The sequence below is a fragment of the Marinicella rhabdoformis genome, assembly GCF_009671245.1.
Taxonomy (GTDB): Bacteria; Pseudomonadota; Gammaproteobacteria; order Xanthomonadales; family Marinicellaceae; genus Marinicella; species Marinicella rhabdoformis.
The window spans coordinates 704,057-719,913 of record NZ_VTFS01000001.1 but is presented as its reverse complement, the minus strand read 5'-3'; the positions used below and the strand labels follow the sequence as shown (position 1 = coordinate 719,913).

13 protein-coding genes and 1 tRNA gene are annotated in these 15,857 nt (G+C 41.7%); 11 read left to right on the top strand and 3 right to left on the bottom strand.

All coding sequences use genetic code 11. From position 1 onward, the window contains the following. Positions 1 to 10 precede the first annotated feature (10 nt). The gene (locus FET73_RS03135) at positions 11 to 2,785 is read left to right on the top strand and encodes a M1 family metallopeptidase (RefSeq protein ID WP_154222448.1); all 2,775 of its coding nucleotides are present in this window, start codon (positions 11 to 13) and stop codon (positions 2,783 to 2,785) included. Between the two features lie 202 nt (positions 2,786 to 2,987). Here the strand turns inward: FET73_RS03135 and FET73_RS03130 are convergent. Continuing rightward, positions 2,988 to 3,064 (bottom strand) — tRNA-Asp (locus FET73_RS03130). A 222-nt stretch (positions 3,065 to 3,286) separates the two neighbouring features. Between FET73_RS03130 and zntR the strand changes: the two genes are divergently transcribed. The 7 genes from zntR (at position 3,287) to FET73_RS03095 (ending at position 11,403) form a co-directional block, all read left to right on the top strand. Beyond that, positions 3,287 to 3,691 carry a Zn(2+)-responsive transcriptional regulator gene (zntR, locus tag FET73_RS03125; RefSeq protein ID WP_154222447.1) on the top strand — a complete coding sequence of 135 codons (405 nt, stop codon included), beginning with the start codon at positions 3,287 to 3,289 and terminating at the stop codon, positions 3,689 to 3,691. Then, positions 3,684 to 4,847, top strand: a complete 1,164-nt coding sequence (locus FET73_RS03120; RefSeq protein ID WP_154222446.1) for an SO_0444 family Cu/Zn efflux transporter — start codon at positions 3,684 to 3,686, stop codon at positions 4,845 to 4,847. The genes zntR and FET73_RS03120 overlap by 8 nt, the downstream gene beginning before the upstream one ends. A 145-nt stretch (positions 4,848 to 4,992) precedes the next feature. Continuing rightward, positions 4,993 to 6,465: a glyceraldehyde-3-phosphate dehydrogenase gene (locus FET73_RS03115; protein ID WP_154222445.1), complete on the top strand. Its 1,473-nt coding sequence runs from the start codon at positions 4,993 to 4,995 to the stop codon at positions 6,463 to 6,465. 313 nt (positions 6,466 to 6,778) lie between these two features. Next, the gene (locus FET73_RS03110) at positions 6,779 to 7,855 is read left to right on the top strand and encodes an FG-GAP-like repeat-containing protein (protein WP_154222444.1); all 1,077 of its coding nucleotides are present in this window, start codon (positions 6,779 to 6,781) and stop codon (positions 7,853 to 7,855) included. A 164-nt stretch (positions 7,856 to 8,019) separates the two neighbouring features. Continuing rightward, positions 8,020 to 8,616 carry a DUF937 domain-containing protein gene (locus FET73_RS03105; protein WP_154222443.1) on the top strand — a complete coding sequence of 199 codons (597 nt, stop codon included), beginning with the start codon at positions 8,020 to 8,022 and terminating at the stop codon, positions 8,614 to 8,616. Positions 8,617 to 8,925: 309 nt separating this feature from the next. Then, complete coding sequence (locus FET73_RS03100) at positions 8,926 to 11,061, top strand: DUF1631 family protein (RefSeq protein ID WP_154222442.1); 2,136 nt, start codon at positions 8,926 to 8,928, stop codon at positions 11,059 to 11,061. Positions 11,062 to 11,073: 12 nt separating this feature from the next. Then, a complete protein-coding gene (locus tag FET73_RS03095) occupies positions 11,074 to 11,403 on the top strand; it encodes a PilZ domain-containing protein (protein WP_154222441.1) in 330 nt (109 codons plus the stop codon). Here FET73_RS03095 and FET73_RS03090 read toward each other — a convergent pair. Then, entirely contained in the window at positions 11,378 to 12,727 is a 1,350-nt protein-coding gene (locus FET73_RS03090; RefSeq protein ID WP_154222440.1) for a TolC family outer membrane protein, read from the bottom strand. The two genes, FET73_RS03095 and FET73_RS03090, sit on opposite strands and share 26 nt — an antisense overlap. A gap of 2 nt (positions 12,728 to 12,729) precedes the next feature. Further along, positions 12,730 to 13,368 carry a protein-L-isoaspartate O-methyltransferase family protein gene (locus FET73_RS03085; protein WP_154222439.1) on the bottom strand — a complete coding sequence of 213 codons (639 nt, stop codon included), beginning with the start codon at positions 13,366 to 13,368 and terminating at the stop codon, positions 12,730 to 12,732. A 126-nt stretch (positions 13,369 to 13,494) separates the two neighbouring features. On the opposite strand from FET73_RS03085, the gene rsmG reads away from it, so the two are divergent. From rsmG to FET73_RS03070, 3 genes are read left to right on the top strand one after another with little or no spacing between them, the layout of a single operon-like run. Continuing rightward, on the top strand, positions 13,495 to 14,139 hold the full coding sequence (gene rsmG, locus FET73_RS03080) for a 16S rRNA (guanine(527)-N(7))-methyltransferase RsmG (protein WP_154222438.1): 645 nt from the start codon (positions 13,495 to 13,497) through the stop codon (positions 14,137 to 14,139). Beyond that, complete coding sequence (locus tag FET73_RS03075) at positions 14,132 to 14,902, top strand: ParA family protein (RefSeq protein WP_179952080.1); 771 nt, start codon at positions 14,132 to 14,134, stop codon at positions 14,900 to 14,902. Before rsmG ends, FET73_RS03075 begins: the two co-directional genes overlap by 8 nt. Continuing rightward, positions 14,895 to 15,794, top strand: a complete 900-nt coding sequence (locus FET73_RS03070) for a ParB/RepB/Spo0J family partition protein (RefSeq protein WP_246172637.1) — start codon at positions 14,895 to 14,897, stop codon at positions 15,792 to 15,794. Before FET73_RS03075 ends, FET73_RS03070 begins: the two co-directional genes overlap by 8 nt. Positions 15,795 to 15,857: the final 63 nt, after the last annotated feature.

Here is a 15,857-nt window from a genome sequence, read left to right as displayed (position 1 = left end):
GGAACCCACTATGATCTTGCAAACCATTAAGTCAATTACATTGATTGGCTTACTGTCTATACTGATAGGCTGTTCGGACCAAACACCCCAAAGTAAAACAAACCAAAGCGTTGAAACATTAATTCCTGATGACAGTGCACAAAATGTGACTGTAACAGCTGCTTATGATGAGCCGCCTTTAGGTCGATTAAACAAAAATTGGGTGCCAAAGCACTACCAATTGGATTTAACCATTAACCCAGATGAGGCAGACTTTTCAGGAGAGGTAAAGATTGATTTGACCATCAATCAAGCCAGAAACCATTATTTCCTCCATGGCAATTTACTTAAAGTATCGTCAGTTTCAGTGACAGATGAACAGGGTAAATTGCACCAAGGTGAATATACTCAGGTAGATAAAAGCGGTGTGGCGCGAATTGCGTTTAAAGACTCTTTGCCTGCAGGCAATGCTGTATTAAACATTTCATACAAGGCGCCTTTTAACGAAGCATTGGAGGGCTTGTATCGCGTGGTTGATGGTGGTTTAAATTATGCCTTTACCCAGTTTGAAGCAACATCTGCCCGTTTGGCTTTTCCTGGGTTTGATGAGCCTGCTTTCAAAGTGAAGTTTGATGTCAGCATCACTGTACCTGCTGAAATGCATGCCATCGCCAATACACTGATGGTGAAAAAAGATTTGGTGGCCGATAAAGCAGGATATGCCAAAGCAACTTATGCAACTACAGAACCACTGCCAACTTATTTGTTGGCGTTTGCTGTGGGTGAGTTTGATGTGGTTGAATGGGCCGATTTACCGACCAATGAAGTCCGAGACCGTCCTGTGCCGCTGCGTGGTATTGCCACCAAAGGGAAAGGTAAAGATTTCGAATATGCTTTGTCACACACCCAAGAAATTTTAGAGGTCATTGAGCGGTATTTTGAAATCCCCTATCCATACGATAAATTAGACATCATTGCTGTGCCCGATTTCAATGCCGGTGCGATGGAAAATGCCGGTGCCATCACTTACCGTGAACAATTGCTTCTATTGGGTGACGCACCCTCAGTAGGTCAGATTAAGTCATATGCATCAGTGCATGCCCATGAGTTAGGACACCAATGGTTTGGCAACTATGTCACGCCCTATTGGTGGGATGACATTTGGTTGAATGAAGCTTTTGCCACTTGGATTACTTCGACCACTTTGCAAACCATTTACCCGAATATTGGCTATGAAGAAACCATTTTAAGGCGTGCTTTGGGTGCCATGAGGAATGACAGTCTAGAGTCTGCCAGGCAAATCAGGCAACCGATAAAAAGTAACCATGACATTGCTTCTGCCTTTGATGGTATTACCTATTCTAAGGGCGGAGGCGTATTAGAAATGATGCACCAATTTATTGGGCCTGAAGACTTTAGAGCGGGCTTACAGCATTATATGAAACGTCATGCTTGGAAAAATGCCACAGCTGATGATTTTATTGCGGCCATTTCTGAAAAAGCACAGAATGTGCCGTTAGAAAAAATCAAACAAACCTTCGGCTCGTTTTTAGAGCAGACAGGCATTCCTATGCTGTCAGTCAATGTGCAGTGTGAAGATGGTCAAAATACCCTGCAATTTGAACAAAGTCGTTATTTCCCAGCGGGCAGTCAAGGTGACAGCAACAAAACTTGGGACATTCCAGCATGTTTTAACTACCAAATTAAAGGTGAGCAGCATGAGCACTGTGAATTGTTAAGTGAAGGGCAGGGAGCGTTTACGTTGCCTGGCTCAGGTTGTGCTGCTTATGTGATGCCCAATGCCAAAGGCGCCGGTTACTACCGCTTCAGTGTTAAATCGGGCTGGAACACTTTTTACGAAAACCGAGACAGTTTAAGCACCAAAGAAATGATGAGTATCAATGACAGCTTTTTTGCAGCTTTAGATGCAGACCAAGTGAGTTTGACAGATTTCTTTGCTGTTGCGCCTCAGTTGACTCAAGCGGATAACAAGCAAATGATAGAAGCGCCAATGTCTGTATTGAGGTACCTGGATTACAGAATCGTTCCAGAATCAGATCAAGCTATTTTTGAAAAAGTGGCTCAAGAATTATATCAAGGTGCTTTGGAAAATACGTTGAACAAAAAACAACTGAGTGACACTGATATTGAGCTTAAAAAGTCGTTGATTTCATTTATGGCAAAAACAGCCAACGACACCACATGGCGCTCAAACTTAGCGGATATGGCTAAAAAATACACGGGTTTTGAAGGTGATGGTCAAATCAATGGTGAAGATATAGATGCCAATTTGATTGGTACAGCGATGTCTATTGCGGGAGAAGATTTGGGTGCTGACTTTCATCAGCATGTGGTTGGCTTATTGAAGTCCAACACAGGTGGCACGATCAGGGGACGTTTGTTGACGGCCATTGCAGCCACCAAAGATGAAGCCACATTGGCCGGTCTTCGTGATATGGCTTTAAGTGATGACGTGCGTTTGAATGAAGTGTTTACGATTTTGAGTCCACAAATCGCTAACCCAAAAGTTCAAGATGATTTATGGCAATGGACACAAGCCAATATTGATGCAATAAAGCTGCGTTTTCCTACATGGGCACAAGGTCGATTGCCTGCTGTTGGTAGTGGTTTTTGTGAAGCCAAAAAACGTGATGAATTAAAAGCATTCTTTGAGCCAATCGTTGAGTCGTTATCTGGTGGTCCGAGGTATTTGGCACAAACCATCGAAAGTATTGATCAATGCATAGCAAAAAAAGCCCGCCTAGTAACACAATGGGGTGATTGGAAGGGTGCCACAGGCTTCTGACAAGTCAGCATCTATTTTTTTTAAAGCCGGCCTCGTGTCGGCTTTTTTATTGCAGGTTGTTTGTGGTGTTTATAAGGAGGGGTAATGATTGAGGGCATACAAATGCTCAAGCTTTGATTCAAGCGTCTGTTATAAGCCTAAATAGTTTATGAAGATGGTAAAGCAGGGAAATAAAAATAAAGGGTATGTGAGCAGCACTTAATGGCGGAGCGGACGGGACTCGAACCCGCGACCCCCGGCGTGACAGGCCGGTATTCTAACCAACTGAACTACCGCTCCGCAGCAAGTGTTCATTGCTTGGTTAAGCAAAGGAGCGCGCATTCTACTGAAATCAATGGACTCATGCAAATCTTTTTTTCATTGTAAATATTAATTGGGTGTTAATCGCTTGCTATAGCTTATTTTTAAGCATGAATGATGTTTAATTTATTTAAAATAGCTTGACCTTGGAGTTAAGTCTAAGCTTATGATGGGCGCATTGAAAAATATTTTGACTTTGTCATGAAAATTGGTGAATTTGCACAAACGAGTCAGGTGTCAGCTGATACCATTCGTTACTACGAAAAAATTGATTTACTCAAGCCGAGCCAGAGGAGTGCTTCTGGCTACCGCCTCTATTCATCGCAAGACTTAGAAACATTGCGGTTTATTCGCAGCGCTCAAAGTCTAGGTATGTCTCTGGAAACCATCAAACAACTGTTGGCCATTCAACTAAACAAACAAGCCGCTCATTGTGAAGATGTGAAGCGTTTTGTTGGAAAGCAATTGAAAGATCTGGATGCAAGAATAGACGAACTGGTCACGATGAGGACAGCCATGGGAAAATTACATGAAGCCTGTTGTGGTGGTGATGAAGTAGCCAGCTGTTGTTCAATATTACAAGCACTGGAGAGCGGAGATGTTTGAAAATATTTTATTCGAAACCATGCAAGTCGGTGGGTTTTTTGTTGATTTATTCGTGTTGTCAGCACCTTGGTTGGTATTTGGGTTTTTTATGGCGGCAATAATCAAAGCTTTTGTGCCGGTTGAAACCATGTATCAGCATCTGGGTGGGCAAGGTCCTTGGGTGACTGTAAAGGCGGCTTTGATTGGTGCACCTTTGCCACTGTGTTCCTGTGGCGTTGTCCCCGCGGCTTTGGGTTTACGTTCAGCCGGCGCATCAAAGAATGCAACGGTGTCATTTTTGGTGGCGACGCCAGAAACTGGTGTGGACTCTGTTTCCTTTACCTATGCATTGATGGGCCCGGTTATGGCCGTGGTCAGGCCGGTTGCTGCTGTGTTCAGCGCCATCATGGCCGGTTTGTTGGTGGGGCGTGTGGAAGATGTGGCAAATCAAAAAACTACAGCTAACAAGGAAAGTGGCTGTTGTGCTTCAGAGAAACAAAAACAAAGTGTTAAAACCAGTTGTTGTACAACAGAGGCAAGTGACAGTAAGCCCGTTGAAGACAAGCCAGTTGAATCATCATGCTGTGATGAAACACAAGGTGAGATCGAGGGTCATCAGACCACCAATAAAATGGACAAATTACTGTCGGGCTTAAGCTATGCTTTCGGGCAGTTATTACGCGATGTGGTGTTGTGGTTGTTGCTGGGCTTGTTGGTCGCTGCTTTGGTACAACAGTTCGTACCGGATGATTTTTTCCAAATTTTAGGCGATGGCTTGGGATCAATGTTGCTGATGGCGGTGATAGGCATACCCATGTATGTTTGTGCTACCGCTTCAACACCCATTGCCGCAGGATTTTTACTCGCAGGTGTTTCACCAGGAGCTGTTTTGGTGTTCATGTTGTTAGGCCCTGCTTCAAATATTGGTACCTTGTTTATTGTCAAAAATGAATTGGGTATGCGGGCATTGGTTGCTTATTTATCGGGATTGGTGGTCACTGCGTTTGCTTTTGGTTTTCTATTGAATTACTTAACTGACATATACCAGTGGTCTTTTGTTGTTAACCAGCTTGCAGCAGATCATCAACACCACAACCTGTTCGAATGGGTGGTCAGTGCTTTTTTTGCTGTGTTGGTTGTTAAAGCTGTCTGGGATAAATGGATTACTAAACTTTAATCCGCAGTCTTGCTTTAAGTGTAAATAACAAGTTTGTTACACTTATTTTAAGTCCCAAGTTAGCAATAGTGATACAATACGCGCCCGTTGTTTGGGCCAAATTTGGCCATTCCTTTGATTCAATGGGCCTTGGGCCGGAGTTGTTATGACTGAAGAAAACAGACCTTTACCTACAGAATTTTTTGCAGATTGGAAAGAACGCGAAGCCTTGGCAGAGGGTATGATTCCAATGATTGGTCGTTTGTACCGTCGCAGAAACGTGTCATTATATATGTATGGCAAACGCATGATTAACCAATCGGTAACAGATTTGATGAAAGCACACCGTTTTGTGCGTCAGGTTGAAGCCAATGAGCTGAGTGAGTATGAAACCTTTCCATTCATCAAAGCCATTTCTAATTTGCCTTTAGGACCTGCTCACATTGATGTGGGTAAAATGGTTTACCGTTATTTCAAGGATCACAGCTACGACGAAATTGAGCAGTCAGATGTGGATGCCTATGTCAAACAAGAGTTGGATCACTTGATTGACTCAAATGCCAAGCCATTAGAAAAGCCACAAGATGTGGTATTGTATGGTTTCGGCCGAATCGGCCGATTGGTTGCCCGTTTGTTGGTTGATAAAACAGGTGGTGGCGATGTCTTGGTTTTGAAGGCCATCGTGATTCGCAAAAGCAAACAAGACAACGACCTAGAAAAGCGTGCGGCTTTGTTGCGTAAAGACTCTGTTCATGGCAAATTTAATGGCACCATCCGTGTTTTGCATGACCAAAATAAGATGGTCATTAATGGTAACGAAGTGCAAGTGATATACGCCAACTCACCAGCTGACATTGACTATACTGATTACGGTATCAATGATGCTTTGGTTGTAGATAACACGGGTGTGTGGAAAGATGAAGATGGTTTGCGTGGTCATTTACGTCCAGGTGCTTCTAAAGTGTTGTTAACCGCTCCTGCTCAAGGTGACATTCCAAATATTGTATATGGTATCAACCACGATCAAATCACAGCTGATAAAGAAGTCATATGTGCCGCATCTTGTACTACCAACGCGATTGTTCCTGTCTTAAAGTGTTTGGATGATGAATATGGAATCAACCACGGTCACATCGAAACCGTGCATGCATATACCAATGACCAAAACTTAATTGACAACTACCATGGCAAAGACCGTCGTGGTCGTTCAGCAGCTTTGAATATGGTTCTGACTTCAACAGGTGCAGCCAAAGCCGTGGCTAAAGTACTGCCAGAGTTGAAAGGAAAACTAACAGGTAATGCCATTCGTGTTCCAACGCCGAATGTGTCTATGGCCATTTTGAATATCAAATTAGACAAAGCAACCAGCACTGAAGAAATCAATGAATTTTTGAGGCGAAAATCGTTGCATTCAAGGTTGCAACAACAAATTGGATACACAGTTTCTTCTGAAGCAGTATCTACTGATTTTGTGGGTTCACGTCAGGCTTGTGTTATTGACTCACTGGCAACTATTGTCGACGGTGATAATGTGGTGTTGTATTGTTGGTATGACAACGAGTTTGGTTACAGCTGTCAGGTGGTTCGTTGTCTAGAAAAATTTGCCGGTGTTAATTGGCCCATGTATCCTGCAAAATAAAAAATTATTATTATGACTAAAAAACCTGACTAAAATGTCAGGTTTTTTTTTGATTGTTATTTTAATGTTACAAGATTGTTGCATTATGCAATATTAAGTTCTTTTTTATTTTTTTAATTGTACAGAAATAATGCCTGTGATAGATTAATAAGTGAGGCATTTATGCCCTATGCAAAAGATGATGTATTAGCTCACACATTTTTTTTTTGCGGAGAACAATCATGATTTTCACACACATAAATATTTCCTCTCAATTCATGGTTTTGGGGTTTTTCTTTCAATAAGCTGTTCAGCTTTTTCTACTAACTTTCAAGTGCTAAAGCACGATGCCGATGGTTTTTATGACTTACTGGCTATCAATGACAGTGAGGACTTGGTCATACAAATAGGTAATGGAGACGGGACATTTTCAAGTCCATCAGTTATTCCTTTAGATTTTACGCCTGTTTCCATCGCTTTAGGTGACGTGGATGGTGATGGGTTGAAAGACCTGTTGGTCATTGATGACTCCGGAGACTTGTCTTTGTCATTGAATGAAGGTTTGGGCAGTTTTGGTGATGAAACTGTTATCGATGTAGGGTTGGTCCTAGGCGAGTCAATAGTTGATGTCGTAGTAGGGCATTTAGATGATGATGGATTATTGGATGTTTTTGTTGCGATTAACGGCTTACTCAATGCACGCGTTGCCTTATTTGAGAATGACGGTAATGGCGGTTTTTTATCTAGGGTTGATTTAGATTTTGGGTTATTGGCATCTGCGTTAAGTGTGGATGTGGATGATGTAAATGGTGACGGTGCGGGTGACATCATGGTAAAAGGTTTGTTAGGTTCTGTTTATTCCATGTTGTCAGACGGTTTAGGCGGTTTGTCATTGCCATCACTTTCCATTGCTGGTTTACCGACAGGAAACATTTACTTTGCTGATTTTAATAATGACGGTGTGCCTGACATGGTGGCTTTGGATGAAGTTCTAGGATTGGTTACATTGCGTTTGGGTTTGGGTGATGGATCGTATGGATCAGGAACGTCAGTGAGTGTTGGCTTACTGCCCTCGGATTTGGTGATGGTAGACATCAATGGAGATGGAAGCCAAGATGTCATTTCGGTCAATATTGGTGACAGTTCACTCAATGTGTTGCTGGGAGATGGTTTGGGTGGTTTGGTCAATGCTGTTGGAGGCATTCTGGATGACTTATTAGGTGTCATCGGAGGGTTGGGTGTGAACTTACCAGTGGCAGTTGTGTCTGCTGATTTCAATGGTGATTGTCGATGGGACTTGGCTATTTGGAGTGATCTGAATAATGAATACATCATCACATTGAATCAATCAGGACCGGATTCTTCTGATTTGATTTTTTGTTCAGTCTTTGAAGATCAGTCCGTTAATTGATTTTGACAAGCTGAATAAAACAGAATTATTCCAATAGAGAAAGTCGCTGAATTATGCGGCTTTTCTGTGAATGAGAAAGTTAAAATTATTAAGTTTGCAATTGTTCACTTGCCAGTGTTGTTTGTTACAGGTAACTTAAAAGCTTTAATAATCAGGAATTTTATATGTCAGGTATTTTAGATTTAATAAAAGATCAAGTTGGTGGTGAATTGGTTGAACAAATGGTTGGACAGGTAAGCGGTAACAAAGAAGGTGTGCAAAGGGCAGTAGCTGCAGCTTTACCCATGTTGGTATCAGCGCTTCAAAAAAATGCCCAATCAGTACAAGGTGCAAATGCGTTGGCAAATGCGTTAGAAAAAGACCATGACGGTGGAATTTTAGATCAGCTGGGAAGTATGTTAGGGCAAGGTAAAGTTGAATCCATGGGTGATAAAATTCTGGGCCATGTGCTGGGTTCAAAGCAAGGCCAAGTCAATCAAGGGCTGGCTAAGGCCACAGGTATGGGTGGGCAAGATATGGGTAAAATTTTGGCCTCATTGGCTCCAGTAGTTATGGGCGCTTTAGGCAAGACAAAACGAGAAAAAGGTTTGGATGCCAGTGGTTTACAGGATTTGTTGACAAATGAGCGTGGAAAGGCACAGCAAAAACAACCACAGCTGGGTATGTTGGAGGGGCTGTTGGATGCTGATGGTGACGGGGATCTTGATGTTTCAGACTTTATGAAAAAAGGATCGGGATTATTGAAAGGGTTCTTTTCATAGGTTATATCCAAATTGTGTGGCACACCATAAATATAAGGTGTGCCATATATAGAGTGAAAATATAAGTCTCTGATGCTTTATTTTATGGAGTAGTCAGTTGTTCATGAATGTTAAATAACTTGCATAATTACATATAATCGGGTATTTTTACCTCAAAGGTGTGTGCGTTTTAAGGTTGTAAAACGTGCCCAATATAATTGAAATCAAATAATCATTGCTGTTTTGTTTACTTTTCTTGTTGTAGTTTATGGTGAGCTTGCGGTAAAACTTTATTGATTTTAGCTCACGTTGTTTGTAAATTCTTTAAACATGGATAAAAACACGATCATCAATCAATGTATTCAGGTGTTTGACCAACATTTGACTGCACATTTAAAAAGTTCTTTGCTTTCTGTCCTTAAGGATTTGTTTTCAAATGCAGAGAATGCTACTTCAAACCAAGACGAGCAAAATTATTTTTCTTGGTACCGTCAGTTGAAAGATAAAGGGAAGGATTTGGCTTTGGCGGTTAAATCAGAAGTCAAAGGGATGCCTGGTTTTATATCTGCTCAGTTAGATAAATTAGAGTCGCCAACAGCATTGTCACTGGTTGCAGAAGAAGAGCTGAGCATCACATTGGCATTGACACAAATGGATTCTTCCTTAGAAGTTATAGCTCATGCAGAGTTGTATACATTAGAAAAGCGAATGAATGTGATATACGGCAGTGGACAGGTTGACCAATCAAATATGCCGTTTTCTCCACCTTCTTTGGTTTGGGTTTTAAGTAACGCCATTAATCGGGTTGAAATTGATACTGATGCCAAAGTGTTGGTATTAGAAGCTTTGACAAAAGTGTTAAGCAGGGAAATCAATACCGTTTATCAACAAATCAATCAAATATTTATTGATGCAGGTATTTTGCCAAACATTAAGCCACAATATGCTCAAAGTGACAGCAAAAGTGGTAAGGCAAAAGAAGAAGCAGTACCCAGTGAAGCTGAAGAATCGACGGCCCCAGAGCCGGAAGGTGCTCAAACCAAGCCTGAAGCAAGTTCTACGCAACCAAAATATGACGGTAAAACTCAGGAGTTGGTTGAGTCAATTTTCCAGATGTTAACTCCAGGAGGCGGTGCGAGTCAGCCCAATCCCGCAGCAGAAGTTAAGAACAATGAATTTGATCAAGCTTTAACTCAGTTGAGTCAACAAACAAGTGTAAAAGCCAGCAGTAAAAACATGTCTCAATTAAAAGAGCAGTTGGCCGATCAAGTTAAAAACAACACTGGAAATTTTTACCCGGAATTAAGTGCTAAACAGAGCCAAACCATGGATTTAATGGGAATGGTGTACGATGAAATTGAAACTGATGAACAAATTGACAGCAATATCAGGTCATCTTTCAATACCATCAACATTCCTTTGCTGCGGCTAGCTGTTAATGATGACACTTTTTTTACCGATGAAAATCACCCGGCCAGAAGATACATGGAGCTTTTGGTAGAGTCGTCGCAGAAATGGCATGGAACAGAAGTCATTAAAAAAGTGCATCAATTCAGCGATTCAGCTGCCAAAACATTTGATGGTTCTGGATCAGCATTTGACAGGGCTGCCACTGATCTTGATAAGTACCTTAAAGTCAAAGAAAAGCGCGCCATCATGGCAGAAAGAAAGTGGGTCAGTGCGGCGAAAGGCAAAGAAAAAATGGACATCACCAAAGCCAAGGTCGCCGATTACATGTCTGTGTGGTTAAAAGAATGCCAAATTCCCTTTGTTAAAGACATTTTGAAAAATGTTTGGGAGGATGCGTTGACCTTAACATTGCTAAGAGAAGGCGAAGATTCTGAGGCATGGCAGAAGAAAACAAAAGCTGCAGCATCATTGGCCAAAATGGGAAATAGAGAGGCTGCTCAATCCCTCAAAGGAACTGATAAACTTCAGGCTATGCATTTGCTAGATGAGACGATGGATGAGTTGGGCTTTTCATTAAGAGACAGGCAAAGCACAAAAGACAATATCCATACCTGCATTGCATGGGAAAGTCGTCCTGAAAATCACAATGTTCCAACGCCGGAATTGAAAAAAGTGATGTCCATTGAGGAGGCAAAGAAAGGGCGAGATGATCAAAAGAAAGACGCTTCAGAAAAGAAAATTGAAGAAATCAGAGAGCTAACAGAAGATGAGAAAAAGCAGATGGAAAAACTCATAACCACACCTTATGGTAGTTTATTTGACTTTTCATTCAGTCAAAGAGAGAGGGTTCGCAAGAAACTCAGTTGGGTAAGTACATTGAGCAAAAAAATATTGTTCGTTGATTTAACGGGCCGCCATCCAGATAAAATGGACTTGCCACGAGTGGCTATAGATGTGCACAGGGGAAATATCATTAAAGTAGAGATTGAGAAAAAAAGCTATTTCCAAAGCGCATTATCTAAGGTAATGGCCAGACTTAAAAAATTTGCCAGTTAGGAGTGATTTTTAATGAATGATCAAAGGATGCACGTTCGCGCTTCAATGCCTAAGACGGTTCACGTCATCAATCAAATGACGGGAGAGGAGTATGCTCAAGTTGTGAATTTATCGGAAAGTGGCATGCTGTTGGCAGGAAGGGGGCAGATGGCCGTTGGTGATATTATGCAGTTAGAGTTGGTTATTTCGGCTTTAAATTTTAATGCTGCAATTGGTGTTGAGTGTGTTTGGGCAGAGCCCCAAAAGACCAATATGATCTTCGGGGGCTTCAGGATAATTGATATAGCTGAGAAAGATTTGCAGCAGTTACAATCTCTTATTCAGCAATCAACAGCTGATTGATCTCAGAAATGTCTTGTTGCTTTAATACACCAGCGGCACGTTTTAACTTTAAAATATTCATCAAGTAATCATGCTTAGCTCGAGAGTAATCTCTTTGAGCTTGATACAGCCCGCGTTGAGAATTCAAAACTTCAACAATGTTTCGTGTGCCCACTTCAAAACCAGCAGTTGTCGCTTCTTCTGCGCTTTGAGCAGATACCATCGCCAATTTTCTGGCTTGTACTGAGCTCCAGCCAGATTCAACATTATGCAGTGCATTCCGTATGTTCCGAACTGTTGAATAGTTGGTTTGATCCAGGTTTTGCATGGCGGCTTTATACCTTAATTTTGATTGTCTGCTGAGTGAACTGGTTCTTCCGCCAGAAAAGATGGGAATAGATACATTCAATGAGATGCTTTGGCCTTCTGACTTTCTGTCATCAGTAATAAAGTTGTCAGGGTCGTCGGGTGATGCCAAGGTGATGTCATTGTCGGTGTCATTTCTATGGGTTGCTCTTAAACCAACAGTGGGTAAGTGGCCTGCGCGTTGATTTTTAAAGTCTAATTCAGCAAGTTCTGCATTGATTTTTGCTGCACCAAGGTTGGGGTTGTTTTCTAAACCCAGTGACTCCCAATAAGTGAGGTTGGGGTTGCTTAAAGGTAATTCAGCAATGTCTTCAGGAAGTGCGTTTAAATCTGAAAAGTTGGTTTGCGTAATTTCAAAAAGTGCTTCTTTTTTGTCGTCTAGCAAGTTTTTGGCATTGATGACGCTGGCTCTTGCACCGTCGTATTGCGCCCTGGCTTCGTGAACGTCAGTGATGGCAGCAAGTCCGACTTCATACCTTTGTTCAGCTTGGTCTAACTGTCTTTGAATGGCCTTTTTTTCTGCTTCCGCAAACGAAACGGCATCAATTTGAGTGAGTACATCAAAGTAACTTTGAGACACGCGAATTAAAAAATCTTGTTCTGCGGCATCATAATCTGCTTGTCCTTTGGCAACATCCAAATCTCCCTGGCGTAACCTCAAAAAGTTTGTATGATCGTAGACGGTTTGGTTGAGTGTAACATTCCAGCCATTAGAGCTTGAATCTGGGGACTCAATGGTGCCGAATCTACCAAATGTCTGTTCGTTGTTTATGGATTTTGATTTGCTCCAAGTGCCTGAAACTTGTGGCATGAAATTAGCCCACGCTTGTTTTTTGCTCTCTTTGCTCGCTTGTTGAGTGTATTGTGCCGCTTTTAATTGCGGGTCGTTTTCTAATGCAATGTTGAGCACTTCATTTAAATTTTCAGCATGGACTGCTGAGGTGCCTAATATGGCACTTAAAATTAAAGTTTTTTTCATGTTTATAACTCGAATGTATTTGTGGATTTTATGTTGCTCAAAGCTTCAACAGTGGTATCGAAATGAGCCTTATAGTCGTTACTGCTTTTATAGATTCTGGCTTCCATAATGGGCTCTTTTCCAACAATGGCAAACACTTCGCCATTGGGTTTAAGCCAGTTGAAAACAAAGTCGGGAACTGAAGACAGTCCTCCGGTGATAACAACACGATCAAATTTTTGTTGGTTGTCGAATGCATAAAAGTCAGCTTCAATCAGCGTGACATTGTTTATGTTGTTTTCTTTTAATTTTACTTGGGCGGATTGAACAAAACTGGCATGACAGTCAATTGACGTGACATGGTGACAAAGGTGGGCAAGTAAAGCGGTTACATAAGCACTGCCGGTGCCAACTTCCAATACCTCTAGTGTTTTATCAGGATTGATGGCTTGAAGCATGCGTCCTTCGATCACGGGCTTCATCATGCTTTGTCGGTTGCCAATCGGCAGGTTTAAGTCTGCAAAAGCAAGTTTTCGCTGTGCAACTTGAACAAACTCTTCGCGCTGTATGTTTAACATGGCATTCAAAATGTCTTTATTTATCACATCCCATGAGCGCACTTGCTGTGTCACCATGTTGTGTCTGGCTTTATCAAAATTCATATTCAATCGTGTTTAGTTTTGGTAAGATGAGGGCAGAACCATCGTTGAGTTTTCTGAATGATACAGCTTACTCAATAAGCAGCCCATAATCATGGGTTAAAAGTCATATTTTAAGCATTTTTTTACATGAACGAAACCAATTTGCAAAAGTTACAAGAAAATACCTTGGTACCAGGAATGGCTAAATTGAAGCTTGATGTTAAATTTGCAGTGCCCGTTTGGCAATATTTAAATTTACTGGCCAAGTGGAATCAAGCTTATAACTTGACTGCAATCAGGGACTTAGGGGGTATGGTTGTACAGCATGCTTTAGATGGTTTGTCAGTTCATTCTTATATAGCAAAGACTGACCATCGTTTGATTGATGTCGGCACAGGCGGCGGTGTGCCTGGCGTGCTTTTGGCCATTGTTAGGCCAGATTTAGAAGTGTTTTTGTTAGATGCAGTGGGTAAAAAAGCGAGATTTTTACGTCAAGTGAAGCGAGCAATGCAATTGGATAATGTGACAGTGATTCATGATCGAGTCGAAAATTATTCGCCCGGTCAAAAATTTGATGTGGTAATATCTCGTGCATTTTCGGAAGTCAATCAATTCTTAAAGTGGACTGATCACTTAGGTGATGCACAAAGCCGCTTTTTGGCAATGAAAGGGCCAAGAAATGAGACTTTGGAAATGGAGTCGAGATTTTTAATGATCCAAGAGGATGATTTAAAAGTGCCGTTTTTGAATGAACAAAGAAAATTGTATCAATATAAAAAAGCACATGAGTAAACAAAACAAAATAATTGCTGTCGCCAACCAAAAAGGTGGTGTTGGCAAAACCACCACCACAGTTAACTTGGCTGTTGGCTTAAGCATGCTCAAGAAAAAAGTGCTTCTGATTGACCTGGACCCACAAGGCAATGCGACCATGGCCTGCGGTGTGGATGCCAGAACTTTAGAAGTATCTGCTTGTGAATTGTTGTTACAAGAGTGCGAGGCAGTTGATGCTGTTATTGCTACCAATGCAGTTGATTTGATTGGCTCAAATACCAACTTAACTGCCGCTGAATTGGCGTTGATGGAATATGAAGACCCTCAAATGATGTTGGCTGCTCAGTTAGAGGAATTGGCACTAAATTATGACTTTATTTTGATTGATTGTCCGCCGTCACTAAGTATTTTGACAGTCAATGCGTTGGCAGCCGCAGATTCAGTTTTGATTCCCATGCAATGTGAGTATTATGCGCTGGAAGGTCTGACTTCATTACTGGATACCATAGACAGGATAAAGCAGACGGTTAATTCCGGTTTAGAAATTGAAGGCTTGTTACGAACGATGTTCGATGGCAGAAATAATTTGGCCAATGACGTGGCGTCACAAATCAGCGAACACTTTGGCACAAAAGTTTTTTCAACGGTTGTCCCCAGAAATGTAAAAGTCGCTGAAGCGCCAAGCTTTGGTCAGTCAGCATTGGAATATGACCATCTGTCACGAGGTGCCGTTGCCTACAAAGGGTTGGCCAGCGAGTTGTTGAGAAGAAATAATGTCTGAAAGAAAAATGCAAAAAAAAGTAGCCAAAAAAGTGGCTAAGAAAAAAATCATAAGAAAGTCAGGCTTGGGCAGGGGTTTAGATGCCTTGTTGGGACAGCGTTCAGGGCAGGTTTCAGGCAGTGAATTGCAATCAATGGATATTGAATTGATGCAACCTGGTCAATACCAACCAAGAAGTATCATGGATCAAGACAAGCTCAAAGAGCTGTCAGAATCTATAAAGGCACAAGGCATTGTGCAACCCATTGTTGTTCGAGAACTCACTTCAAACCGGTATGAAATCATTGCTGGTGAACGTCGCTGGCGCGCTGCTCAATTAGCAGGGTTGAGGCAGGTGCCTGTGTTGGTTAAGCAAGTTGATGATCAGCAGACCATTGCCATGGCTTTGATCGAAAATATCCAGCGTGAAGACTTAAGTCCATTGGAAGAGGCCAGTGCATTACAGCGGCTTATTGATGAATTTGAGTTGACCCATGCGCAAGCTGCTGACGCAGTGGGGCGGTCAAGGGTGGCTGTCAGTAATTTGTTGCGTTTGTTAGACTTGAGCCATCAAGTAAAAGAAATGCTTAATGATGGCTTGTTAGAAATGGGGCATGCGCGTTGTTTGCTTTCTGTTGATATCAAAGATCAAAACAGTTTGGCTTTAGAAATCGTGGCCAAAAAAATGACAGTTAGGCAGGCAGAGCAGCTGGTTAAACAATTTAAAAATCCCAAGCCACAAGTCGCACCAAGGATGGACAAGTCAGCGGATGTGCTGCATTTGGAAAAATCATTGACAGAAAAGTTGTGTGCCAGGGTTGAAATTCATGCCAAATCTCAAGGCAAAGGAAAAATGGTTATTCACTTTCATGACGCGGATGAATTGGAAGGCATACTGGGTCGCATCAAATAGACCTTATTTGCATTGATAAGCTTGATTTTCTGAGTCGTAACAGTTAAGGTTTGCGACCAATTT